This window comes from Lyngbya sp. CCY1209, from assembly GCF_055795065.1.
This window is the reverse complement of the sequence record NZ_JAYFER010000134.1, coordinates 1-23,457: the sequence shown is the minus strand read 5'-3', so window position 1 is coordinate 23,457 and position 23,457 is coordinate 1. Positions and strand designations below refer to the sequence as shown.

Sequence of the window (23,457 nt, the reverse complement as noted above, 5' to 3'; positions counted from 1 at the left end):
GGGGACGTCGGGGCTGAAGCGATCGCCTCACCGGTCGAATCGAATCGCCTCCCGAGTCGGCCAACATCGCCAAAAATTCATTGCTGCTTCCGACGGACTTTTTGATAGATTCGAGACCCATGGCAATCGTAAGTCAACTCATCCTCCCATTTTCGCCGGCCAATGGGATATGGTTTTCCGGCGCGATCGCGTGGTCGCAGGGTTCGGCTGTCTTACTGGGAATCGCCAACTACATTGTCGCGGCGCTGCTCATTTATATTGTCCACAGGCACCGGGAGCTCCCCTACATCGGGACGATCCTGTTGTTCGCCCTTTCCGGGATCGGCGGCGGCACGGCTGCCCTGTCGGCCGGATTGAGAGCCGATCCCGCCCTGATGGGAGCCGCCCACGCCGTCGCCTCCCTGGCCGCGATCGCGATCGTCGGGCGCCTCGTGAGCCTGCTCCCCGCCGCCGGGGGCGGGCCGAACCCGACGGCGTTGAACACCGCCAACCGGCAACTCGAAGCCCAAGTCCGGGAACGGCGGGAAATCGAAACCACCCTCCAGAACGCCAAATCGGAACTCGAATTCCAAGTCAAAGAACAGACAGCCGAACTCCACAAAACCGTCATCCAATTGGAGCGACAAATCCGAGAGCGGGCGACGATGGAAACCGCCATCCAACAGCAGCGGGCGCAACTGCAAGCCATTTTGGACAACTCCCCCGCCGTCATCTACGTCAAAGACACCCGCGGCCGCTTCACCCTGATCAATCGCCAGTGCGAAATCCTCTTCAACCGCCCCGCCGCCGAAATTCTCGGCCGCACCCACCGCGACCTGTTTCCCCCGCCCCTGGCCGAAACCTTCCAAATGGGGGAGCAGACCGTTTTGGAGGGGGGCGTGCCCGTGCAAATCGAAGAAGAAATTCCCTGCCCCGACGAACTCCGCACCTTCCTCTCGGTTCAGTTTCCCCTGTTTGACGAAAATTGGGTTCCCGACGGGATCGGCAGCATCTGCACCGACATCACCGACCGCAAGCGGGCCGAAGAACGGCTGCGGTTGCTCGAATCGGCCGTCAGCCGTACCAGCGACGCGATCGCGATCGCCGAATGCGAACACGGAGATCCCGCCGACTTCCGCATCGTCTACGTCAACGACGCCTTCACCCGCCTGACGGGCTACCGCCCCGAAGACATCATCGGAGAAAGCCCCGCCGTCCTCCACGGGCCGGAGACCGACCGCCGACAACTCCACCGCATCCTGGCGGCGTCCCAGAGCAACCAGTCCATCCAGGTGGAACTGGTCAACTACCGCCGGGACGGCTCCAAATATTGGGCCGACCTGAGCATCTCTCCCGTCACCGACGGCGACGGCCGACTCACCCACCTGGTTTCGGTGCAGCGGGACGTCACCTCCCGAAAACTGCGAGCCAGCGCCCTCCAGCAGGAACGGCGGCAACTCCAAAACATCATCACCAACGCCCCCGTCGCCGTCGCCATCCTCGACCGCAATATGCGCTACCTCGCCTACAGCGATCGCTGGCTGAAAGACTACGACCTGCCCGCAGAATCCCTCGTCGGCCGCTCCCACTACGAAATTTTCCCCCACATCCCCGAACGGTGGCGGGACGTCCACCGTCGCGCCCTGGCCGGGGAAGTGCTCTCCTGCACCGAAGATACCATCGACTATCCCGACGCTTCCCGGGGCTACTTCCGCTGGGCGATCCACCCCTGGCACACCCCGTCCGGAGAAGTCGGCGGTGTCGTCATCGCGACCCACCCCATTGACGAATTGGTGCGGGCTCGGGAAGCTGCCCTGGAAAATTCCCGGCTCAAATCCCAATTTCTCGCCAACATGAGCCACGAGATCCGGACGCCGATGAACGGGGTTCTGGGGATGACGGGGCTGCTGTTCAAAACTGACCTCGACCCCAAGCAGCAGGATTTCGTCCGGGCCATCCGCACCAGCGCCGATCATCTGCTGGCGATCATCAACGACATCCTGGATTTTTCCAAACTTGAAGCCCAGGAGATCGAACTCGAAGAGTTGGATTTTGACCTGGAGGAGTGCTTGGAGAACATCATCGATCTCCTCGCCACCCAGGCAGACCAAAAGGGGCTCGAACTGGCCGCGATCGTCGATCGCGATGTCCCCCGCTACCTGCGCGGCGACCCGGGCCGGCTCCGTCAGGTGCTGTTGAATCTGATGAGCAACGGCATCAAATTCACCGCCACCGGGGAAGTCACCTTGCGTGTCCACCGCCACCGGCGATCATCGCCCGATGCCCACCCCGCCTCCGCCACCCTCTGCTTCCAGGTGCAGGACACCGGCATCGGCATCCCCCCGGAAGCTCAGTCCCGCCTGTTCGAGGCGTTTTCTCAGGTTGATGCCTCCACCACCCGCAAATTCGGGGGGACCGGTTTGGGATTGGTGATTTGCAAGCAACTCGTGGACGTGATGGGGGGAGAAATTGGCGTGGAAAGTCGGGTCGGGGAAGGGACGACGTTCGGGTTCACCCTGCCCTTTTCCCAACCCAAAACGGTCTCCATCCCCGATTTGCCCAAAACGCTGACGGAGTTGAAGCTGCTGGTGGTGGACGGCAACGCCAGCGTCCGGCAGTCGGTGCGGTATTTGGTGCAATCCTGGGGGATGCACCGGTCGGAGGCTGCGGACGGGGAGACGGCACTGCAGATCTTGCGCCGGGACGCCCGCCGCGGGAAACCGTTCAATTTGGCGATTTTCGACCAAAATTTGTTGATGGGGAGCGGGGAAAATTTGGCGGAAGTCATCCACACGGATTCGGAACTGCAAGACACCAAATTGGTGTTGATGACCTCTATGCGCCGGCTCAATTCGGTGGAGCCGTGGTTGGAGCGGGAACTCGCCACCGGCTACCTGATCAAGCCCGTGCGGGCCTCCCGACTCTTCGACGCCCTGCTGACGGCGATGGCTTCGGAGATCGCGGGGGACGTGGTGGATTTGCACTCGCGGCGCGGCGGGGACGCCGATCGCGGATTTTCGGACGGCCTCCGGGGGGAGGAGGCACCGGCGGATTTGGACGTGCAGATTTTGCTGGCCGAAGATCACCCCATCAACCAACAAGTTCTGTTAAATCAGTTGAGTTTGCTGGGATGCTCGGCGGACTTGGCGGAAAATGGGGAAGAGGTGTTGGAAAGAGTCCGCGATCGCCCTTACGATATTGTGTTTATGGACTGTCAGATGCCCCGCTTGGACGGCTACGCGGCGACCCGGGAACTGCGGCGACGGGAGGGAAGCGATCGCCACACCGTCGTCATTGCCCTGACGGCCCACGCCATGCCAGCGGACCGCGAAAAGTGTCTGGTCGCTGGGATGGACGACTATATTAGCAAACCCATCGCCCAGGAGGAGTTGGAGCAAAAGTTGAAAACCTGGGCGGGCCGCATCCGGGGCGGGTCCCCCCCGCCGTCCGATTCCGAACCCCGGATTCCGGACACCGAACCCGAATCCGCCGACCCCCTAGACTGGGAACGGCTGGAGTCGATTTCCCGCGGCCGGCGGGAATTTCAGCAAAAGTTGCTGACGGCCTTCGTCGGCAACGCTCGGGAGGACTTGGGGCGGCTGCGGGAGGGGATGGAGGCGGAAGATTTCGAGTCCCTGGCCGCGATCGCTCACCGACTCAAGGGGGCCAGCGGCAACGTGGGGGTGTGCCTCCTTCCCCCCCTGGCCCTGGAACTCGAACAGAAGGCTCGGGCTCGAAATGCGGACGGTTGCCGGGGCGCGATCGCTTCCATTCAAGAACAGCTCGACCGGGCTGAAACCTTCATCCGGCGGGAATTTTCGGAGACTTGAGGGTGGACGTCGGGGTGGTCTGTGGTTTACGGTCGAGATGGGGAAATCAATTGATCGTTGAGAGTTGACAATTGATAATTGATCAGGGTCAATTGTTCTGAGTCCCCGATTTCCCATTTCACTCCCCGCTGTTACTCACTCAATTTTGATACCAAAAATGGCGACAATTTTAGTTGTCGATGACGACATCACAACCCAACTGATTTTGCAGAATGCCCTCGAAGAACAGGGGCATGATGTCACGGCGGTCGGAGATGGCACCGCGGCGATCGAATGGGCGGAAAAACTCTCGCCGGAACTGATAATTTGCGACTGGATGCTCCCGGAGACGGACGGTTTGGCGGTGTGCAGACAGATCCGCGATCGCCCCCCCCTGGCCGAAACCTTTTTTATTTTGCTGACGGCTCAAGAACAGATGGACGAGCGCCTCGCCGCCTCGGAATCGACGGTAGACGAGTGGATGACGAAACCGATCGAAATTGACGGCCTGCTGGCGCGGGTGCGCTGTGGCTTGAAAATCAACCGCCTCAACCGACAGTTGCGACGGGCCGAAACCCAGCTTTTTTACGGCGAAAAAATGTCAGGTCTGGGTCAGATGGTTTCCGGCATCGCCCACGAATTGAATAACCCAGTTTCTTTCGTGACCGGGAACGTCAACCACGCCGCAGATTACGCCGGAGATCTGATAGAATTGGTGCAGTTGTACGGGGAGCATTACCCCGAGCCGGACGAAGAAATTCAAGATCAAATCGAAGACATCGACCTGGAATTTCTACTCGAAGATTTTCCCCAACTCCTCGACTCCATCAAAACGGGAACCGATCGCATTCGCCACCTGGTGCAGTGCCTGCGGAATTTTTACAAGGAAGAGGATTCGGAGCTGAAAAACTTTGACCTCCACGCCGGACTCGAAGATATTTTGCAGATCTTGCAGGCGCGACTCAAGGGCAAAAAAGGCCGCCCCATCGAAGTGGTGAAAGAGTTCGGGGAACTGCCGGAAGTGCAGTGCTATCCGGGGCAACTGAATCAGGTGTTGATGAATGTGTTGAGCAACGCGATCGACAGTTTGGATATCTGTCGGGAGCGCGACGCCGATTTCGACCCGGAAATTCGGATTCACATCGGGCAGGAAACCGACTCCGAACCGCCCCAAATCGCGATCCGGATCGGCGACAACGGCGGCGGCATTTCCCCGGACGTGCGCGATCGCATCTTTGAACCCCTGTTCACCACCAAACCGCCGGGGGTGGGGACGGGGATGGGATTGAGCATCAGCCGCCAGATCGTCGTCGAAAACCACGGCGGCACCCTCGACATCGATTCGGAGCCGGGGAAGGGGGCGACGTTCACCGTCAAAATCCCCCGCCGGCAGACCCCCCCGGACTCTTAAAAAATATCGCAGAATTCCGCCTTCAGATCCCGCTCCATCAGCGCCTCCACCGCCTGCTGGGGCGTGATTTTATTGTTGAGCAGGCGGTACACTTGCCGGGAGATGGGGGTCGGAATTTTTTCCCGGTTGGCAATTTCGATCAGCACGTTGGTGGTGTTGACCCCCTCCGCCGTGCTGCCGAGTTCCTCCAACACCCCCTCCAGGGTTTTGCCCTGGGCCAGGCCGTAGCCGACCCGGTAGTTCCGACTCAGGGCACTGTTGCAGGTTGCTAACATATCCCCCAACCCGGACAGGCCGAAAAAGGTTTCCGTCTGCCCCCCCAGGTGGGTGCCGATGCGGATGATCTCCGTCAGGGCGCGGGTCAGCAGGGCGGATTTGGCGTTGATGCCCAATTCCAGGCCGTCGCAGACCCCCGAGGCGATCGCGATCACGTTTTTCAGGGTTCCCCCCAACTCCGTGCCGATGGGGTCGTTGCTGGTGTACACCCGCAGCAAACCGGAGGCGAACACCTTCTGCACCGCTTCGGCCGCCGCCGGGTCGGAACTGGCCACCACCGTCGCCGCCGGCAGGTGGCGATCGATCTCCGCCGACAGGTTCGGCCCGGAGAGGACGACGATGGGATGGTCGGGAAAATCCGCCTCCCAAATTTGGGAGGGGGTACGGGTACTCTCGGGGTCGAGTCCCTTGGTCGCCGTCACGATGGGGACGTGTTCGGGGATGCCGATTTCCTGCAATTTCGCCGCCGTCGCCGCCACCCCTTTCATGGAGATGGCCGAGACGATCAGATCGACGCCATCGACCACTTCTTCGAGGGTGTTGCCCAGACGGCGGGACCACATCTGGATCTGGTGGCCGTTGTGGCCGGCTAACTCGGCCAGGGCCGATCCCCAAGCCCCGGCACCTAAAACCGCCAGGGTAGCCGGTTCGGCGTTGAGGAGTGTTGAAAAGGTTTCGTTGGCTTCTGTCGCTAGATTGGTAGTCATGGGGATAGGGAATAGGGAGTAGGGAGTAGGGAATGGGGAGTCGGGAATGGGGAATGGGGAATGGGGACTTTTCCCACAGCCGAAATTTTAACAGGGAGTTTGAGCCGGTTCCTCACCCGGCGATCGCCCGGACTCCGCCGGAACCGGCAATTCCGGGGCCGGCAATTCATAGTCCGGAATGCAGTTGCGCTTCATATAGTCATGGTACGCCGCCACCTCGCGATCGCACTGTTCTGGACTCCAACCCCCGTACTTCCGCAGGGTTTCCGTCAGCACCGGCAGCAACTCCAACCCATAGCGAGCGTGCATGGCCAGGGTCGTCCGGCGCCGGGTCAGGTCTACCAGGGTGTGGGCCATCTCCGATCGCACCCCGTAGATAATTTGCGCTTTGATATCCGGCAGGGCGGGGGTAATTTTTTCCGCCAACTCCGGGTACTCGTCGGTGAGTTGCAGCACCTCCACAGCCCGAGCTCCGTACATCGAGAAGAGATGGTGGATCGACTTCAGGGGCACTCGGGGGCGGTAGTCGAACAGCGCCTGTCCGAGGCGGGAATCGTCGGGCAAAATCGCACCGGGCAGGGGCTTTTTGTCCGTCTGGCAGGGGGGAACCGATCGCCCCATCTTCCGGAAACTGGCATCGACGAGTTCTTCGGCTACCTGCCGGTAGGTGGTCAGCTTCCCGCCGATCAGGGAAATCAGGTTTTCCACCCCGTCTTTTTTGTGGTCGTAGAGGATATGGTTGCGACTGATGGAGGCCGTCTTTTTGTTCGGATCGACGTAGGGCAGGGGGCGGACGCCGGAGTAGGTGAACTTGACGTCCTGGCGGGACAGTTCCGCCGTGGGGATGATGCCGTTCGTCTCCCGCAGCAGATAATCGATTTCGTCGTCGTCGGCTTTGATGGCGTCCAAATTCTCGTTGAAGTAAATATCCGTGGTGCCGATCAGGTACATCCCCAGCCAGGGCACGATAAAAAACGGGCGCCCGTCGGATTTCGCCTCGACGTAGAGGGAGGTTTCCGGGGCACCGGGGAAGGGATCGACGATGATATGGCTACCCTTGGTGCCGCCGATGTGGCGCTTTTGGGACAGGGGGGAAGCGACTTCTTTTTCCCGGCCCAACTCGCAGATGCGATCGACCCAGGGTCCGGAGGTGTTGATGACGACGGCTTTTTCGCTGCCCTTCACCTCGAAGGGTTCCCCCGTGAGGACATCTTTACACTGCAGGGAGCCGATCCGCTTCCCTTCCCGCCGCAGCCCCGTCACTTCCGCGTAATTGAGGACGGTGGCGCCGGCTTCCGAAGCCGCCAAAATATTTTCCAGACACAGCCGCTCGGCGTGGGCAACTTGTCCGTCGTAATATTGGGCGCCCCCCTTGAGATTTTCGATGTCCAGGGAGCGGAACAACTGCCGGAATTTGGTTTTGGGGAGCATCCGGTGGGTGGGGAGGGTCTTGTCGTAGCTGAAGATATCGTAGAGGATCATGCCCGCCCAGATTTTCCAGTAGGGGCGCGATCGCCCGCCGTACACCGGGACCGTCAACAACAGCGGTTTGACCAGGTGGGGGGCCGTCCGCAGCAGGATTTCCCGCTCTTTGAGGGACTCCCGCACCAGGGGAAATTCAAAATACTCCAAATAGCGCAACCCCCCGTGGACGAGGCGGGTAGACCAACTCGACGTCCCGGAGGCAAAATCTCCCTTTTCGATCAGGATGGTTTTCAGACCTCTCAGCGCCGCATCCCGGGCCGCACCCGCACCGTTGACACCGCCTCCGATCACGATCAAATCGTAGGGTTGCGTTTGAATGGTTTGAAAATCTCGCATGATAATTTCGATCGGTTATCAATTTTTCGATGCCAGGTCGAGAATTGGCGGTGTCACCCGCGAAAACGGCGATCGGGTGAGCCGACAGGTTTCAACTCGCCAACCTCACCCTGATGGTTCCCAAATCAGACGGCTCCGATATTTCTGACTCGAAACCTGACCCGAGCCGGTTCATGGGAGCGTTTCGGCCCGTCGCGGACGGGTTCTCCGATTTCCCGGCAACTTCGGGTATTCAGTTGCACGATAGCGCGACTTTTTCGAGCCGGCCAGTCGGAACGGGGCGGACGGTTCACACCGAAACCACTTCTTTGTCCCCCGCCGTCTGGTGCTGTAGGGACTCGAAGCGCTCGAAGACGTGGTCGGCCCAGCATTTGACGTCGTATTTGACGACGGTTTCGCGCATTTTTGCCATCCGCTGCTTCTGCTCCTCGGCGGGCATGGCCAGGGCTTGTTCGATCGCCTCGTCCATACTCTTGATGGAGTAGGGGTTGGTCAAAATCGCCTCGGGCAGTTCCACCGCCGCCCCGACGAATTCGGAGAGTACCAGGGCTCCGCCGCGATCGCCCCGGGCCACGACGTATTCCTTGGCTACCAGGTTCAACCCGTCCCGCAGCGGCGTCGTCCAGCACACGTCCGCCAGCCGGTAGTAGGAGAACAGCTCGGACAGGGGGATCGGCTGGGTGAACAGCAACGTCGGAATCCAGTCCAATTTGGCGAAGCGGCCGTTAATTTTACCCACCAACTGCTCGATCTGGTGCTGGGCCGTCTTGTACACCCGCATCCCGGCCGCGGCCGAGACGCAGGTCATCACGAACTGAACCTTCCCGTGCAGGTCCGGGCGACGCTGCAACAGGCGCTCGTAGGCTTCGAGCATCTCCCGGTTGCCCTTGACGTAATCCACCCGGCCCGCGGCGATCATCAGTTGGCGCCCGCCGAGTTCGTTCCCCATGACTTGCAGCCGTTCCTGGGTTTCCGGCTTCTCCAACACCGACTCGATGAATCCCGGGTTGGTCCCCACCGGGAAAGCATCAATGTTGACGATCTGACCTTTATATTTGAGTTGGCTCACCACTTCCGGCTCCGCCAAGGCAGTCCCCACGGGGGTGATATGTTCCGGGACGGGTTCGCGTTTCAGAATGTCCACCTCGCACAGGCTGCGGGCGACGTTGACGAAGTTCTCCGAGTAGCGGGGGATGTGGAAGCCGACGATATCGCAGCAGAGCAAACTTTCCACGATTTCCTGCCGCCAGGGGAGGATGTTGAACACGTCCACCGACGGGAAGGGGGTGTGGTGGAAGAAGGCGATCTTGGCGTCGGGCTTCAGTTCCCGGATGTAGCGGGCCGCCAGCCACAAATTGTAGTCGTGAATCCAGATCAGGGCGTCGTCGGCGGCTTCCTCGCAGGCGGCTTCGGCGAACAGGCGGTTGATCGTCTGGAAGTTCTCCCAGTCGGCTGTTTCGGAGGTGAAATGGTAGGGGAACGAGTGCAAAATCGGCCAGAAGGCTTCCTTGGAGGTGATGTGGTAGAAGTGTTTCACCTGGTCAGGGGTGAGGGCGATGCGGCGCACCGCGTAGTTGCCCTCGTCTTCCACCGTCACCCGCTCTTGGAAGTCGGCCTTTTGTTTGGCCGTCACCTGTTTCCACGCCACCCAGGTGCCTTGGTTGACGTTGGCGAAGAAACTTTTCAGGGTGGGGACGATGCCGTTGGGGCTTTTTTTGGCACGGTAGTGGACTTTGCCATTTTCGATGACTTCGTCGTAGGGTTCCCGGTGGTAGAGGATGACGAGTGAAGATTTCATGATTGCTCTCATCTAAAGGTTTGGGTTTGCGAAATTGGGAATCGATCTCGTCGGTCTGAAATCGCCCGAGCGGATCGATTCGGCGACGGTTGAAGCGACGCTAGAACACGGCGCCGTAATGTTTCAAGCCGTCCCAAATTCCAGCCGCCCCGGGGTGGGGGCTGTGATAAACGTTTTTCATTGTTTGGATTTTCTCGACAAGTTTGGGTTCCGAGTTTCCCACGGCAATACTTTTGAGTCCCGTTTCAAATAGGGACCAGTCGTTCAGGGTATCTCCGGCCGCGATCGCCCGATCTTCCGCCCGCCGGTACATCGAGAGCAGTTTCATCAGGGTCGGGCCTTTGGCGATACCCCGGGGGACGACATCCAAAAAGCGATCGGCTGAACGGATGATCTCGAACCCGGCCCGGTCAATTTTTTCGAGGGTCGCCGATCGCAACTCGTCGGGCCGGTAGTAGTAGGAAACTCGATATTGGGGATCGATCTCCTGCGGTTCGAGTCCCGGTTCGCCCGCCAAAAGCTCCCGGACTTGGGCACCGGCATTTCCCCACTTTGCGGCAATCCACTCCTGTATCTCGATTACAGGGGTCAGGGTGCCGTCAAAAACGGTCGTTCCCACGTCTGCGATGATGTAGTCCGGGCGGGGAAAATCCGGTTCCTCGAATAGCGGCTCGACGGCGGCGAGGGTGCGTCCCGTCACGAAGACCAGTTGCAGGCGATCGCGGTGGGTTTGGATGTATTGGTAAAATTCACGGCGCTGCCCTTCGGAACCCCCCAAAAAGGTCCCGTCCAGGTCTGTCGCTAAAATTAGGTGGTCTTTTGATGCCATCACAACTGTCTGTTGACAACGGGTGCCGGTCAAACGGTTAGTTGTCAAACTCCGGTTCGGAGTCGTCTTTCTACCTCGCAGCAAATGTTTTCCGGAGCCGGCTGAGTGAGAGGGGCGGCGGCGACTTGCCGATCGTAATTCGCCAATGCCTCCGACCGGGCCGCACCGTCTAATGAACTACATTTCGATTGACAATTGTGCTTATACTATACCCGATCACCTTAACCTCACGGTTGCAATCCGCTGCTAGAAGTGTAACAAAACTTAATCTCCGTTCGCATCTATCCCAGGAGTGAGGACAGATCCCGGGGCGATCGCGATCCGCGTGTCATCGCCGCCGCCGAGCCGGACCCGTCGGAGGATTGGGTTAGACTGGAATCCGAAAACAGTCGAGTCGAGAGAAAAGGGAAGGGCAGCCTTGGTAACGACAACACAACCCTCAGTCCAACTGGTCGAAGAGAAAACCCAAAATTTGCTAACCTGGGCCGCGACGGTCGAACGCTCCAAAGCCTCCTACTTTGAAAAGGCGCAAATCCTGACCCGCAAGCTCGGCGCCCACTGGCTGGGCGACGGACTCACCCAGATCGGGTTCTGGACGCCCAAACTCACCTCCCAGGTGATGCGGAAACTGGAAATTTACCTGGAAGTCCTCACTCCCCTGGAGGCGATCGATCTGCGGGCCGAACGGCAGGTCGTCCGCTTCCGCCGGGAACGGCTCAACCTCAAACAGCAAGGGGAATACCACTGGGGCATCATCGAAGGCATGGAACCCGGGAGCCGCGATCGCGTCGGTTCCTTCTACTGGCTGCGCTACATCGATCAGGCTGACCGACTCCAGGCCATCCGCGACCCCCTCGCCTACTCCATCCCCTACGGCGTCTTCGGTCCGGCCGAACTCTACGACATGGAAAATCTCCAGGCCACCCGCGCCGACCTCGAATATTTCGCCCGCCGGGGCACCTCCCGCCACCCCACCCTCGACAATTCCGACGACGACATCACGGCCCTGCCCAACCCGCGATTAATTCCCCGCGTCCGCCCCCCCAAAAATATCCTGCAACTGCACGTCGGGACCGCCACCGCCGAAGGCACCCTGGAGGGCCTGACGCGCCTGTACGGCAGAATTTCCGACAAACTCGCCCAAAATATCCCCCTCACCCCGATGGAGGAAAACTACGTCGGCTATGGCGCCGTGCAGCTCCTCCCCATCGAACCCCCCATCGAATACCGGGACGAGTACAGCCCGGAAAGTGAGTTTTTCGCCTTCGTTTCCGAAGATGGCGAAACCCTCGAAATCAACCTCACCAAACCCAACACCCAAGATTGGGGCTACGACGTGCCGATATTGGCGTCTTCGGCCACCAACCCGGCCCTCCTCGGCAGTGTCCGCCCCGATGAAGTGGTGGATTTTATCGCCACGTTGCACAACTTCTCCGCCGGTCCGATTCAACTCATCTACGACCTGGTCTTCGGCCACGCCGACAACCAGTCGGAACTGCTCCTCAACCACCAGTTTCTCAAGGGGCCGAATATGTACGGCCAAGACTTGAACCACCAATTGCCGACGGTGCGGGCGATCTTGCTGGAAATGCAGCGCCGTAAGATCGACACGGGCGCCGACGGCATCCGCGTGGATGGCGGACAGGATTTCCGCTTTTTCAACCCCCTCACCGGTTTTGTGGAACAAGACGACGCCTACCTACTGGCGATGAGCGATGTCGTCCAGGAAATCGGGGGCAACCAGCGGCTGCTGTTCACCATTTTCGAGGACGGCCGACCCTGGCCGGAGGAGGGCTGGGAGGAAATCTCCACCTACCGCGACCTGATCGAACTGCGCCCGGATTCGTTCCAGTGGGGACCGCTGATCTTCGCCCACAACACGCCGACATTGAAGGGATTTTGGGAGCGAAAATGGCGGCGGGTTTGCGAGGTGATGTACCAGGGGGAAAATTGGATCACCGGGTGCGCCAATCACGATACGGTGCGCCGGGGCAATCAGGTGGAGTTGGAGCAGGATATCAATTGGAATTTGGGCGAAACGTTGCTGGAGGTGTTGAAAAATGGCTACGACAACCGGGCGGTGACGCTGTGGGTGTACGGCTTCAGTCCCGGTTTGCCGATGGATTTCATCAACGCCACCACCCGGGCGCCCTGGATGTTTTTCCGCAACACGGATGAGCGCTACGGCGTGAAGGTGGTGTCGGAAGAAATCGGGTTTTTGGATTGGCAGATGACTCCGGAATTGTACGGGCGGGACTATGTCTTTCCGCGTTTGAAAGCGCTGGGATTCGAGCAGTTGGAGCAGCTCAAGGAGTTCGGGAAGGCGCTGCAGCGGGGGATGGCGGACGCCGACTACCACCTGCCGACGGTGGTGGAAGCCTGTCAGGCCTGTTTGGGAGAGTCCACGGAACAGTGCGACATCGAGTATTGGAAGCAGATGAATCGCCCGGAGATGGTGGCGTTTCTGAAGGACCTCGACATTCAGAAGCTGAAGGAATTCGCCCTGAAGTTTATGGAGGATTGTTACGAGCTGTGCAATGTTTCCCACTACGCGAAGGATTTGAATCCCGTGCAGACGCACTTCAACTGGAAGCTGCGCCGCTTCCGCCGCGATCGCATCTGGCTGCGTCAGAACCTGATGGGAACGGACGAGTTTCACAAGATCGGCGACGACACCCGGACGGTGTTTTACGGGGTGCGGGGAAATCCTTACCGCGAGGAAGATCGGGTGGTGATGGTGGCTCACATGGGGGGCTCCCCGATGACGATCGCCGTCGGGGAGTGGCTGGCCCTGGACCTGTCGGAATGGAAGGTGGCGATCGCTTCTCCGGGAGTCGAGTTGGACGACAACCTGGCGGATTTGAACCGGTTTGAACTCAAAGATAGTCAGGGGGTGTTGTTGGTTCCCCAAGCGGGAAAGTGACGCCCGATCCATCCCCCCGGAGGCGGATTGAAAATTGGTGTGATCTCAGGCATATTGATTTTCCGGGGGTTGATGTTAAAGTGAAGGTAAAGGAATGGTAATGGAAACTTCAATCTGATCGGATTGCATGGCCTAACATAAACTTTAGAAAAATTTATTTTTCGCTTTGGTGGCTGTCATGGAACTTAACAATTTTGTCAATCCCCGATATCGCTATCGAGGCCCGGACAAACCCGAAAATTTTCTGTTCAACGCGACTCTGCAAGAATTCGCCCAAAACGTCAGTTATGTCGCCGCTCTGCAAACGGGGGGTAAAATCACCTCCTCCGAATCTTACGAGCAAATTAAAATGGGCTTTAAACAACTAAAAAAGGCACACAAACAACTGAAAATTGAGAAAAGTTGAGACTATTTTTGATATCAATAAAATGGCGGGGATGCGAGGGCATCCCTTTTTTTTGCCGCGCATTTGATCGACATCCCATCCCCGGGAACGGCCGCGGGCCGTCCCGCCGAGGTGGGAACCCGGAGCAGGGTCCGTCCCGGCGGAAAAGGTCGCGGGCGGCGGGGGAGACGATCGCCGCATACCCGTCCCGAGGGACTATCGGGTGGCGATCTCAATTTTCAATTCGGGGTACGATCGCGGCGGAGTTGAGCTAACATAACGACTATTCCACAACTCATAACAAAACTATGTCTCGGCTGCTCAATTTCGGTCTGGCAATTGCGATGGGCGCCCTCAACTACAACTTGTTATCGGAGCGGGTTGTAGCCGAAGCGATCGCCCCCGACCTGGAAATGGTGGACGAATATACCATCGTCGGCCCCACCAGTTTTCTGACGGACTATTCCCCCAGCAATTCCGACGGGACCGTCAATGTCGTGGTCGAAATTCCCACCGGAACGGTCGCCAAGTGGGAGGTGTCCAAGTCCGACGGACATTTGGAGTGGGAAATGAGAGACGGACGGCCCCGCGTCGTCCGCTACCTGGGCTATCCCGGCAACTACGGCATGATCCCCCAATCTTTGCTGCCCTCAGAAATGGGGGGGGACGGCGACCCCCTCGACGCGATCGTTCTCGGTCCGGCGGTGCCACGGGGTTCGGTGGTGCGGGTGAAATTGATCGGCGTGCTCAAACTCCTCGACGGCGGCGAACAGGACGACAAACTGATCGCCGTGATGGTCGATACCCCCCTCTACGAAGTCGATTCCATCGCCGAATTGGAGGAGCAGTTTCCGGGGGCCGCGGCGATCGTCGAAACCTGGTTCGCCAATTATAAAGGACCCGGAGAAATCGAAAGTCTCGGCTACGCGGAACGGGAAGAAGCCCAACAAATTTTGGAAACGGCCGTCAACGCCTATAGCGCCAATTTGAATTGAAAGCGCCAGAGATCAGGAGTCGGGAATCGGGAGTCGGGAATCGTAGGGGCGCAAGCCGAGCGCCCCAATTGCAGAATCGAACCGCATCAACAATTATTAATTATTAATGATTAATTGTTAATTGTTAATTGTTAATTATTCGTTCCGCCCGCACCATCGGCTCTCCGATCATCCGTTTGAGGGTGAACCCGAGCTTTTCGCAGATGTGCTGCATCACCCGGTTGTCAGTCAAAATTTCGGCGACGATGCGGTTGAGTTTTTCCTCGCGGCCGATGTGCAGCAGTTGTTTGAGCAACTCCGTCCCCAACCCCTGCCGCTGGAAGGCATCGCTGACGAGGAGGGAAAATTCGGCGTCGTCGGTCCCGTAGACCCGGCTGAGTCGCCCGATCCCGATTAGTTGTCGCTCTCCGGTTTCCGGGTCTGCGTATTCCCCGACCAGGGCCATCTCGCGGTTGTAGTCGATGAAACAGAGGCGGGAGAGGCGATCGTGGGCGACCCGGGAACTGAGCTTGATCAGGTGGGCGTAGCGCAGGTAGACGCTCTCCTCCGACAGACCTTCGTGGAACTTGACGGCCATCGGCTCGTCTTCCGGGCTGATGGGGCGGATGGCGATCGCCGTCCCCTGTTGAGAAACCCAGCGGGTGACGTATTGATGGGGATAGGGGCGGATCGCCGGTTTGGACAGTTGCGCTTCCGGCGTGTCGGGGTCGTGCAGCACCACCCGCGCATCCAGCGCCACCAGCCGATCTTCGGACGCCAGCAGCGGGTTGATGTCGATTTCCTTGATCCAGGGCTGCTCCACCACCAGATGAGAAAAGCGCACCATCAGCAGTTCCAGGGCTTCGATATCCACCGGGGGCCGCCCCCGCACCCCCAGCAGGGCTTTGTAGATTTTGGTCTGTTCCATCATCCGCCGCGCCAGGGTGGTATTGAGCGGCGGCAGGGCCAAGGTGCGGTCTTTGAACACCTCCACCAGTTGCCCCCCCGTGCCAAATAACAGCACCGGGCCGAATTGGGGGTCGAGGCTGCTGCCGATTATCAATTCGTAGCCGTCCAATTGCAACATCTCCTGGACGGTGACGCCCTGGAAGTGCTCGGCGCCGACTTTTTTCTCCACGGATGTGGCGATCGCTTCAAAGGCCCCCCTCACCTGCTCCGCCCCGCTCAAATTCAACTTCACCCCCCCCACGTCCGTTTTGTGGGTGATGGTTTCCGAGAGCAACTTCAGCACCACCGGATAACCGATCGCCTCGGCGGCGGCTACCGCATCCTCCGCCGTGCGGGCGATGCGGGTTTCCACAATCGGAATGTCGTAGGACGCGAGCAGTTGTTTGGACTCGAACTCGGTGAGCAGGGTGCGCCCGTCTTGGCGGACTTTTTCGATCAAATCCCGGGCCGTTTCAAAGGTGAACAAATGGTCTTGAGCCACCGCCACCGTCGGCGTTTCGTACAACCCCCGCAAGTTGTAGGTGTAGCGGCACATATAATTAAACATCCGCACCGCCGTGTCCGGGTAGGGGAAGGTGGCGATGTTAGCCTGGTTGAGGATCTTGGCACCCGCCGCCACCTCCGCCCCCCCCATCCAACTGGCGAGGATCGGTTTTTTGCGGCCCTGCAGGGCGTGGAACTTCAGTTGTTCGGCGGTCTGGGTGGGATCGGTCATCGCCTGGGGCGTCAGGATCACCAGCAGGCCGTCCCCGTTGGGATCTTTGGCGGCAATTTCAAAGGCTTTGGCGTAGCGTTCCGGGTCTGCGTCCCCCAAAATGTCGATGGGGTTGCTGTGGCTCCACTGGGGGGGCAGCACTTGGTTGAGGGCCTCGGTGGTTTCCGAGGAGAGCTGGGCCAGGGTTCCCCCTTCGACCAGCAGGGTGTCCGTCGTCAGCACCCCCGGCCCGCCGGCGTTGGTGAGGATGGTCAGCCGCGGGCCTTTGGGGCGGGGCTGTTTGGCCAGCAGTTCGGACAGGGAGAACAGGTGGGCGATGTGGTACACCCGCAGCACCCCGCAGCGTCGGAAGGCGGCATCTAAAACGTCGTCGCTCCCGGCCAGGGCGCCGGTGTGGGAGGCGGCGGCTTTGGCGGCGGCTTCGGTGCGGCCCGCTTTGATGACGATGATCGGTTTGGTGAGGGCGACTTCCCGGGCCGCGGACAGGAACGATCGCGCGTCCCCGATGGATTCCATGTAGATGACGATGCTGGTGGTGTTGGGGTCGTTCCCCAGGTAATAAATCAGGTCGCCCCAACCGACGTCGAGCATCGAGCCGATGGAGACGAAGGCGCTGAAGCCGACGTTTTCCTGAAAACTCCAGTCCAAAATGGAGGTGCACAGGGCCCCGCTTTGGCTGATGAAGCCGACGTGGCCGGGGATGGCCATCGCGCTGGCGAAGGTGGCGTTGAGTCCGGAGATGGGGTTCATCACCCCGAGGCAGTTGGGGCCGATGATTCGCATCTGGCTCCGGCGGGCGCATTCGAGGATCTCTCGCTCTAATTCCACCCCGGCCGGGCCGATTTCTTTGAACCCGGCCGACAGGATGATGGCGCCTTTGACCCCGGCCGCGGCGCACTGGCGCACCACGTCGGGCACGGTGGGGGCCGGGGTGACGATAATCGCCAGGTCTACGGGTTCGGGGACTTCGGCGATGCTCGGGTAGGCTTTGATGCCCAAAACGCTGCCCCGGTTGGGGTTGACTGGGAAAACGGTTCCCCCGAAGGGATTGCTGATCAGGTTCCAGAGCAGGGTACGGCCGACGCTGTTGCGCTTCTCGGTGGCCCCGATGACGGCGACGGTTTTGGGGGAGAAGATGGCGCTGAGGGGTTGATATTCGTAGCGTAGGATGTCATGAGCCGGATCGGTGGTTCGGGATGGGGTGGCCTGCATAAACCATTCCTCGTTGTCGTGTCAACTGTGACGGGTTGTGTTGGGGTCGAGTTGGGGATCGGGTGTCCGATGGGGGTGGGGGGAGTATTTATTCACAAGTATAGTCCGCATTGATTCCAACCGGCCAGATAAATTGGAATTTTTCTAAGTTGATAGGGGTTCTCGGAGACGGGCCGGCGGGGGGCGGCCGGGACTCATTTTTGGGAAGTTGTGAGGAGGCGATCGCTAAGTTAAAAAAAGTTTAATTTTTGACGGCCTGAATCGGTGTCCCGCAATACAATTTTAAATTTTAAATGGGACGGACATTGCATTGAAATGCGGGTCGGAGGGGCGCGATCGCGGTGTCAGTCCCTTGAAATTGATGCGATCGCCCTTTCCGTTTCACCCCGGCGCGGGCATCGAATTGCCGGCTATTCTAAAATGATGTAAACGCCCCGTCGGTTTTGTAAATTTTCGTGAATCGATGTTGCCGTTTCTCCAGAATTGGGACGGCGATTTTGTCCGTTGCAATATATTAAGAATTGAAAACTTTTGTCATAAAATATTGACGGCTGTCAAGTCGGCGATCATACAATAAACTCATGAAAACTGTGGATGTTTTTATAACGATTTAAGATCGGAGAATTTCCGGCTACAGAGTCGCTCAAAGCCGTCGGTCGTTTAGGCAGATAGCCCGTCTATCAATGGGGGTCTGGCGAGCGATCGAGTCGGGTTAAAATTGCTCGATTCGAGTGGAAATTGGGCGGAGGATGTTGATCGCAAAATTCGGAGCGCACCGTCGATGGATGAGAGTCGAGTTGGAACGCCTCGCGGTTTCGAGCACCTTTTGGGGTCGCAAGGTGCTGCGCGTCCACTTAGACGGCGTTTTTCCCCCGGAAAGTATCGTGCAAATTAAAAAACAAATTTTGCAGGTGACGGGTCTGCCCGCGAGTCGAGAAACGGCCGCGATCGCCGACCGGGAGATTTGCGCCGACGAGCTGGCGAAAATGTTGGTGATCTGGCGGTTCTTGGAGCAGGTCAATTATCTGATTCACGAGCGGATGAAATCCGGGGTGCTGCCCCTGAGAGCCACGCCCATTTTGCCCCGTTAAAACGAATGAAAAAGCGATCGCTGTTGGCGACCGGGCGGAGAGTCTCGCGGGGACCCTCCGCCCGATTGTTGTGGGAATTTGACGGAGTTAGACGGTATATCCTGTTACCGGAATTCTCCGACCCCCCATCCCGGCGATCGTGAAATCAACACTTGAGAGGTTCCCGTTTTAATTTTTTTTTGCTACCCTAGTCAGATTGAATCTCGGCGCACCATCCCGGCGATCGCCGCTTTCGCGATCGCCCCCGGAATATTGTTGAAAACAATCTTAAGAATAACTGTAAAAGCTACACCACTCTCGGCATCTGAAATAAGATGATCGGTGAAATCATCTATCCCCTCGGCAACTGTCCTATCAGAGGCACCCACATGGTTAACAAAGTTACCAACATCGAAGAGCTAGAGAACCTCATTCAACGGGTGAAAGCGGCGCAGCAGACTTTCGCCGGCTTTTCCCAGGAGCAAATCGACCACATCTTCAAGAAAGCGGCCCTGGCCGCCAACGCCGCCCGCATCCCCCTGGCGAAACTGGCTGTGGAAGAGACGGGCATGGGGGTGGTCGAGGATAAAGTGATCAAAAATCACTTCGCCTCCGAAATCATCTACAACAAGTACAAACACGAAAAAACCTGTGGGGTGATCGAGGAAGACAAATCCTTCGGGTTCCAGAAAATCGCCGAACCCGTCGGCGTCCTGGCCGGCATCGTCCCCACCACCAACCCCACCTCCACCGCAGTTTTCAAGGCCCTGATCGCCCTGAAAACCCGCAACGGCATCATTTTCTCCCCCCACCCCCGCGCCCGCAAATGCACCAACGAGGCGGCGCGGGTGGTCCGGGATGCGGCGGCCGAAGCCGGGGCGCCCGAAGATATCATCGGCTGGATCGACGAACCCACCGTCCCCCTCTCCCAGGCGCTGATGCAGCACCACGATATCAAGCTGATCCTCGCCACGGGAGGCCCGGGGATGGTGCGGGCGGCTTACTCCTCCGGACGCCCCTCCCTCGGCGTGGGGGCGGGCAACACCCCGGCTTTGATCGACGAGTCCGCCCACATCAAAATGGCGGTATCCTCCATTATCCTCAGTAAGACCTTCGACAACGGCATGATCTGCGCCAGCGAACAGTCCGTGGTGGTGGTGGATTCCATCTACGATCGCGTCCGGGCTGAATTTATCGCCCGCGGCGCCTATTTCCTCACCCCCGAGGAAACCGATCGCATGGCCGATGTCATTTTCGTTGACGGCCACCTGAACCCGGAAATCGTCGGCCAGCCGGTGACGAAGTTGGGCGCAATGGCCGGACTCGACCTGCCCGAAAATACCCGGGTGATTATCGGGGAACGCCCCGAAATCGACGACGACGACCCCTTCGCCCACGAAAAACTGTCCCCCGTCCTGGTCATGTACCGGGCGCAGGACTTCGAGGATGCGGTCGAGAAGGCTGAACGCCTGGTGGAATTGGGCGGACGCGGCCACACCGCCGCCCTCTATACCTCCCCCCGCAATACCGAACACATCAAGCGGTTCGAGGACAAGGTGGAGACGGCCCGGGTGCTGATCAACACTCCCTCTTCCCAGGGGGCGATCGGCGACATCTACAACTTCCGCCTCGACCCCTCCCTCACCCTCGGATGCGGGACTTGGGGCGGCAACTCCATCAGCGAAAACGTCGAACCCCACCACTTGATGAACGTCAAAACTGTGGCGGAACGGCGGGAAAATATGCTCTGGTTCCGGGTTCCCCCGAAAATCTACTTTAAATACGGGTCGCTTCCGGTGGCCCTGCGGGAGTTGATCGGCCGGAAGCGGGCGTTCATCGTCACCGACAAACCCCTGTTCGACCTGGGCATCACTGCCACTTTGGAAGCGGTTCTGGAGGAGATCGGCCTCAAATACGACGTCTTCTACGACGTCGAACCCGACCCCTCCCTGGATACGGTGCAGCGGGGGTTGACCCTGATGAATACCTTTGAGCCCGATGTCATCATCGCCATCGGCGGCGGGTCCCCGATGGACGCGGCTAAGATCATGTGGCTGATGTACGAACACCCCGACATCGAATTTGAGGGTCTGGCGATGCGGTTCATGGACATCCGCAAGCGGGTGTACGAGTTGCCGCCGTTGGGAGAAAAGGCGATGATGGTCGCCATCCCCACCACGTCGGGAACGGGTTCCGAGGTGACGCCGTTTGCCGTCGTCACGGACCGCCGCAACAATATCAAGTATCCCCTGGCCGACTACGCCCTGACTCCCAATATGGCGATCGTCGATCCGGAGTTGGTGTTAAATATGCCCAAGAGTCTCACCGCTTTCGGCGGCGTCGATGCCCTCACCCACGCCACGGAAGCCTTCGTGTCCGTGCTGGCATCTGAGTACACCAACGGCATGGCTTTGGAGGCGATTCGGCTGATTTTCAAATACCTGCCGAGTGCCTACGAAAATGGTGCCAACGATCCCAAGGCGCGGGAGAAAATGCACTACGCCGCCACGATGGCGGGAATGGCTTTCGCCAACGGCTTCCTGGGCATCTGCCACTCGGTGGCCCACCAGTTGGGTGCGACTTTCCACATCCCCCACGGTCTGGCTAACGCGCTGATGATTACCCATGTCATCCGCTACAATGCCACCGACGCGCCGTTTAAGCAGGCGACGTTCTCCCAATATAAATATCCCAATGCGAAGTGGCGCTATTCCCGGATTGCGGATTACCTGCACCTGGGCGGCGAGACGGAGGATGAAAAGGTGGATCGGCTGATTTTGGCGATCGACGAATTGAAGCGGAAAGTCGGCATCCCCGCCGCCATGAAGGATGTGGTCAAGGAAAGCGAAGCCGAGTTCTTGATTAAAGTCGATGAAGTGGCAGATCAGGCTTTCGACGACCAATGTACGGGGGCCAATCCCCGTTATCCTCTCATTCAAGATCTCAAGCAACTGATCCTGGATTCCTACTACGGGCGCCCGGTGGTGGCGCCGGAGAATAACGGTCAGACGGTGTTCCCCGAGTTTGGCCCGCAACCGGTGATGATGGGCGGATAATTGTTCTGTCCCTTTATTTTTCAGCCCCTCTCCTTTTTGAGGAGGGGGGTTTTATAGCGGTTTTCGCTTTAAAATGATGATGGTGCGTTCCCTTTTTGGCTGTTACAGTATCGTCGCCATTCAAAAACCGAATTGCAACCGATGTGTCCAAAGCCGTCTCACCACTCATTTTCATCAACCTGCCGACAATCTTTGATAATTGCTTGCCAGATCTCCTCTGCCTCGGAGTCACTTAAAATTCCGGCAAACTTGGCCAGGGGGTGTTGTTCTCGGACTGCCTTCACCCGATGTAAAAAATCGAGGAGAGTTGGCACCAAATCATCTGGCGCTTCCTGAATTTCTTGGAGCAACTGTTCGCGATTTGTCATCTTGTTAACACTCTTTATTAATGAATTAAAATTGAGCCTGACTTTGCTTTTTTATGGCGTTTAGCGCTCGAAGTGGGAGCGGGGACTTGAACATTATAGCGTGAAGCTTGACGCGATCGCCCAATTCCGCAAGAAAACCTATGAACCCAACTGTTTCTGCCAGCGATCGCTACCAGTGCAGAGAAAGGCGATCGCTCCCCAAATGTAGGGTGTGTGACCCTCTAGCACAAATATAGGAATAGTTTAGCTTAACTCAGATTCCATAAAATCTATAAACTCTAAAATATTTCGAGATTGACCCGGTTCGACGTTGATTTCTGAACCCATATGAACAGGATGGGGAAAATTGGGTAAATCCGGAAAATGCTTGACACTATCCCAGCGTTTTCTCAGGACTTGTTTGGAGTGATCCATCCATTGGTAGCGATAATCTAACGTTAAAATTTGGTTGTTTTGAAGGGTGAATGATTCAGCCATTTCTCAAAAGTCGCTGTTGATCAGGGTCAAACGAACCCGAAAGTAGCCGCGATCGAGGATAATTCGCTCATCACCAATCTCGATCGCACTAATGATTGGGCTACTCACCAGCTTTTCTTTAACGGCAACAATATATTGTTCTAAATTCATACTTTGTCAGAGAGTTTAACTTGAGTGAAAGTTAGCATTTCATAATAAGTATTCCACTCAAAAAAATCGATTGAATCTCCGAGTTTGCCAGCCTGGAATTGCTGATAAAATTCCGTCGATGACATCTGATATTTGTTTTCAAAAAAATTTAGTTTGTCTTCCAAATTTTCCATCTGTTTTTCCAGGGAATACTTTTGGACTTCTCGTTCCAGATATTGCCGTTCATCATCAGATAACGACAAAATAACTTGGGCCAAAGATTGGATCAATTTTTGATTCATAATACCCCTCAAGTTTGATGAATAAGATGCTCTCACAGTTTCCGATGCAGAAACCGATAACATCCACCCCTGTTGCTGTTCTTGGTCGGACTGGCGGGTAGATATCCCCAAATATAGATCGGCTCTTTATTTTAACACATTCATACAAATGATAGGAGGGGACAATAACCGGCGATCGCTCCCCAGATGTAGGGTGTGTGACCCTCTTATCAATAATGGTAAAAACCCGCATCTCTCGGCTGAGAAT

18 protein-coding genes are annotated in these 23,457 nt (G+C 57.9%); 8 read left to right on the top strand and 10 right to left on the bottom strand.

Features of this window, described 5'->3' with window-relative positions; translation table 11 throughout:
- The first annotated feature begins 119 nt into the window (after positions 1 to 119).
- Together AC0QHF_RS01220 and AC0QHF_RS01215 are read left to right on the top strand one after the other, a co-directional pair.
- The gene (locus tag AC0QHF_RS01220) at positions 120 to 3,809 is read left to right on the top strand and encodes a PAS domain-containing protein (protein WP_324702363.1); all 3,690 of its coding nucleotides are present in this window, start codon (positions 120 to 122) and stop codon (positions 3,807 to 3,809) included.
- 157 nt (positions 3,810 to 3,966) lie between these two features.
- On the top strand, positions 3,967 to 5,199 hold the full coding sequence (locus AC0QHF_RS01215) for a sensor histidine kinase (protein ID WP_324702362.1): 1,233 nt from the start codon (positions 3,967 to 3,969) through the stop codon (positions 5,197 to 5,199).
- Here AC0QHF_RS01215 and AC0QHF_RS01210 read toward each other — a convergent pair.
- From AC0QHF_RS01210 to AC0QHF_RS01195, 4 genes are all read right to left on the bottom strand, one after another.
- Positions 5,196 to 6,182, bottom strand: a complete 987-nt coding sequence (locus tag AC0QHF_RS01210) for an NAD(P)H-dependent glycerol-3-phosphate dehydrogenase (protein ID WP_324702361.1) — start codon at positions 6,180 to 6,182, stop codon at positions 5,196 to 5,198. The two genes, AC0QHF_RS01215 and AC0QHF_RS01210, sit on opposite strands and share 4 nt — an antisense overlap.
- An 87-nt stretch (positions 6,183 to 6,269) precedes the next feature.
- Entirely contained in the window at positions 6,270 to 8,003 is a 1,734-nt protein-coding gene (glpD, locus tag AC0QHF_RS01205; protein ID WP_324702360.1) for a glycerol-3-phosphate dehydrogenase, read from the bottom strand.
- 289 nt (positions 8,004 to 8,292) lie between these two features.
- Positions 8,293 to 9,801, bottom strand: a complete 1,509-nt coding sequence (ggpS, locus tag AC0QHF_RS01200; RefSeq protein ID WP_324702359.1) for a glucosylglycerol-phosphate synthase — start codon at positions 9,799 to 9,801, stop codon at positions 8,293 to 8,295.
- 100 nt (positions 9,802 to 9,901) lie between these two features.
- Entirely contained in the window at positions 9,902 to 10,630 is a 729-nt protein-coding gene (locus AC0QHF_RS01195; protein ID WP_324702358.1) for an HAD-IIB family hydrolase, read from the bottom strand.
- A gap of 418 nt (positions 10,631 to 11,048) precedes the next feature.
- Between AC0QHF_RS01195 and gghA the strand changes: the two genes are divergently transcribed.
- From gghA to AC0QHF_RS01180, 3 genes are all read left to right on the top strand, one after another.
- On the top strand, positions 11,049 to 13,553 hold the full coding sequence (gene gghA / locus AC0QHF_RS01190; protein WP_324702357.1) for a glucosylglycerol hydrolase: 2,505 nt from the start codon (positions 11,049 to 11,051) through the stop codon (positions 13,551 to 13,553).
- A 178-nt stretch (positions 13,554 to 13,731) separates the two neighbouring features.
- A complete protein-coding gene (locus AC0QHF_RS01185; RefSeq protein ID WP_324702356.1) occupies positions 13,732 to 13,959 on the top strand; it encodes a DUF7219 family protein in 228 nt (75 codons plus the stop codon).
- A 287-nt stretch (positions 13,960 to 14,246) separates the two neighbouring features.
- Positions 14,247 to 14,933 (top strand): inorganic diphosphatase, encoded by a 687-nt coding sequence (locus AC0QHF_RS01180; protein ID WP_324702355.1) that lies wholly within the window; start codon positions 14,247 to 14,249, stop codon positions 14,931 to 14,933.
- 124 nt (positions 14,934 to 15,057) lie between these two features.
- On the opposite strand, the gene AC0QHF_RS01175 is transcribed toward AC0QHF_RS01180, so the two are convergent.
- Positions 15,058 to 17,808 carry a bifunctional acetate--CoA ligase family protein/GNAT family N-acetyltransferase gene (locus AC0QHF_RS01175; RefSeq protein WP_324702354.1) on the bottom strand — a complete coding sequence of 917 codons (2,751 nt, stop codon included), beginning with the start codon at positions 17,806 to 17,808 and terminating at the stop codon, positions 15,058 to 15,060.
- 264 nt (positions 17,809 to 18,072) lie between these two features.
- Between AC0QHF_RS01175 and AC0QHF_RS01170 the strand changes: the two genes are divergently transcribed.
- Complete coding sequence (locus tag AC0QHF_RS01170) at positions 18,073 to 18,237, top strand: hypothetical protein (RefSeq protein ID WP_324702353.1); 165 nt, start codon at positions 18,073 to 18,075, stop codon at positions 18,235 to 18,237.
- Between the two features lie 320 nt (positions 18,238 to 18,557).
- Positions 18,558 to 18,899, top strand: a complete 342-nt coding sequence (locus tag AC0QHF_RS01165) for a hypothetical protein (protein WP_324702352.1) — start codon at positions 18,558 to 18,560, stop codon at positions 18,897 to 18,899.
- A 191-nt stretch (positions 18,900 to 19,090) separates the two neighbouring features.
- Here the strand turns inward: AC0QHF_RS01165 and AC0QHF_RS01160 are convergent, their stop codons facing one another.
- Positions 19,091 to 19,267, bottom strand: coding sequence for a hypothetical protein (locus AC0QHF_RS01160; RefSeq protein WP_324702351.1), 177 nt, complete (start codon positions 19,265 to 19,267; stop codon positions 19,091 to 19,093).
- Here AC0QHF_RS01160 and adhE point away from each other — a divergent pair, their 5' ends adjacent.
- A complete protein-coding gene (gene adhE / locus AC0QHF_RS01155; protein WP_324702350.1) occupies positions 19,268 to 21,934 on the top strand; it encodes a bifunctional acetaldehyde-CoA/alcohol dehydrogenase in 2,667 nt (888 codons plus the stop codon).
- Between the two features lie 158 nt (positions 21,935 to 22,092).
- On the opposite strand, the gene AC0QHF_RS01150 is transcribed toward adhE, so the two are convergent.
- The 4 genes from AC0QHF_RS01150 to AC0QHF_RS01135 form a co-directional block, all read right to left on the bottom strand.
- Positions 22,093 to 22,302, bottom strand: a complete 210-nt coding sequence (locus tag AC0QHF_RS01150; protein ID WP_324702349.1) for a hypothetical protein — start codon at positions 22,300 to 22,302, stop codon at positions 22,093 to 22,095.
- A gap of 243 nt (positions 22,303 to 22,545) precedes the next feature.
- On the bottom strand, positions 22,546 to 22,779 hold the full coding sequence (locus tag AC0QHF_RS01145; RefSeq protein ID WP_324702348.1) for a toxin-antitoxin system TumE family protein: 234 nt from the start codon (positions 22,777 to 22,779) through the stop codon (positions 22,546 to 22,548).
- A gap of 3 nt (positions 22,780 to 22,782) precedes the next feature.
- Positions 22,783 to 22,929 (bottom strand): hypothetical protein, encoded by a 147-nt coding sequence (locus AC0QHF_RS01140; RefSeq protein ID WP_324702347.1) that lies wholly within the window; start codon positions 22,927 to 22,929, stop codon positions 22,783 to 22,785.
- Positions 22,926 to 23,321: a hypothetical protein gene (locus AC0QHF_RS01135; protein WP_324702346.1), complete on the bottom strand. Its 396-nt coding sequence runs from the start codon at positions 23,319 to 23,321 to the stop codon at positions 22,926 to 22,928. Before AC0QHF_RS01135 ends, AC0QHF_RS01140 begins: the two co-directional genes overlap by 4 nt.
- Positions 23,322 to 23,457 lie beyond the last annotated feature (136 nt).

What these genes read in the sequence shown, in the direction of transcription:
- AC0QHF_RS01180 (WP_324702355.1), top strand. Translation starts at nt 14,247, where the DNA reads ATGTCTCGGCTGCTCAATTTCGGTCTGGCAATTGCGATGGGCGCCCTC.
- AC0QHF_RS01220 (WP_324702363.1), top strand. Translation starts at nt 120, where the DNA reads ATGGCAATCGTAAGTCAACTCATCCTCCCATTTTCGCCGGCCAATGGG.
- ggpS (WP_324702359.1), bottom strand. Translation starts at nt 9,801, where the DNA reads ATGAAATCTTCACTCGTCATCCTCTACCACCGGGAACCCTACGACGAA.
- AC0QHF_RS01210 (WP_324702361.1), bottom strand. Translation starts at nt 6,182, where the DNA reads ATGACTACCAATCTAGCGACAGAAGCCAACGAAACCTTTTCAACACTC.
- AC0QHF_RS01145 (WP_324702348.1), bottom strand. Translation starts at nt 22,779, where the DNA reads ATGGCTGAATCATTCACCCTTCAAAACAACCAAATTTTAACGTTAGAT.
- AC0QHF_RS01215 (WP_324702362.1), top strand. Translation starts at nt 3,967, where the DNA reads ATGGCGACAATTTTAGTTGTCGATGACGACATCACAACCCAACTGATT.
- AC0QHF_RS01175 (WP_324702354.1), bottom strand. Translation starts at nt 17,808, where the DNA reads ATGCAGGCCACCCCATCCCGAACCACCGATCCGGCTCATGACATCCTA.
- glpD (WP_324702360.1), bottom strand. Translation starts at nt 8,003, where the DNA reads ATGCGAGATTTTCAAACCATTCAAACGCAACCCTACGATTTGATCGTG.
- adhE (WP_324702350.1), top strand. Translation starts at nt 19,268, where the DNA reads ATGGTTAACAAAGTTACCAACATCGAAGAGCTAGAGAACCTCATTCAA.
- AC0QHF_RS01150 (WP_324702349.1), bottom strand. Translation starts at nt 22,302, where the DNA reads ATGACAAATCGCGAACAGTTGCTCCAAGAAATTCAGGAAGCGCCAGAT.
- AC0QHF_RS01140 (WP_324702347.1), bottom strand. Translation starts at nt 22,929, where the DNA reads ATGAATTTAGAACAATATATTGTTGCCGTTAAAGAAAAGCTGGTGAGT.
- AC0QHF_RS01165 (WP_324702352.1), top strand. Translation starts at nt 18,558, where the DNA reads ATGTTGATCGCAAAATTCGGAGCGCACCGTCGATGGATGAGAGTCGAG.
- AC0QHF_RS01195 (WP_324702358.1), bottom strand. Translation starts at nt 10,630, where the DNA reads ATGGCATCAAAAGACCACCTAATTTTAGCGACAGACCTGGACGGGACC.
- AC0QHF_RS01185 (WP_324702356.1), top strand. Translation starts at nt 13,732, where the DNA reads ATGGAACTTAACAATTTTGTCAATCCCCGATATCGCTATCGAGGCCCG.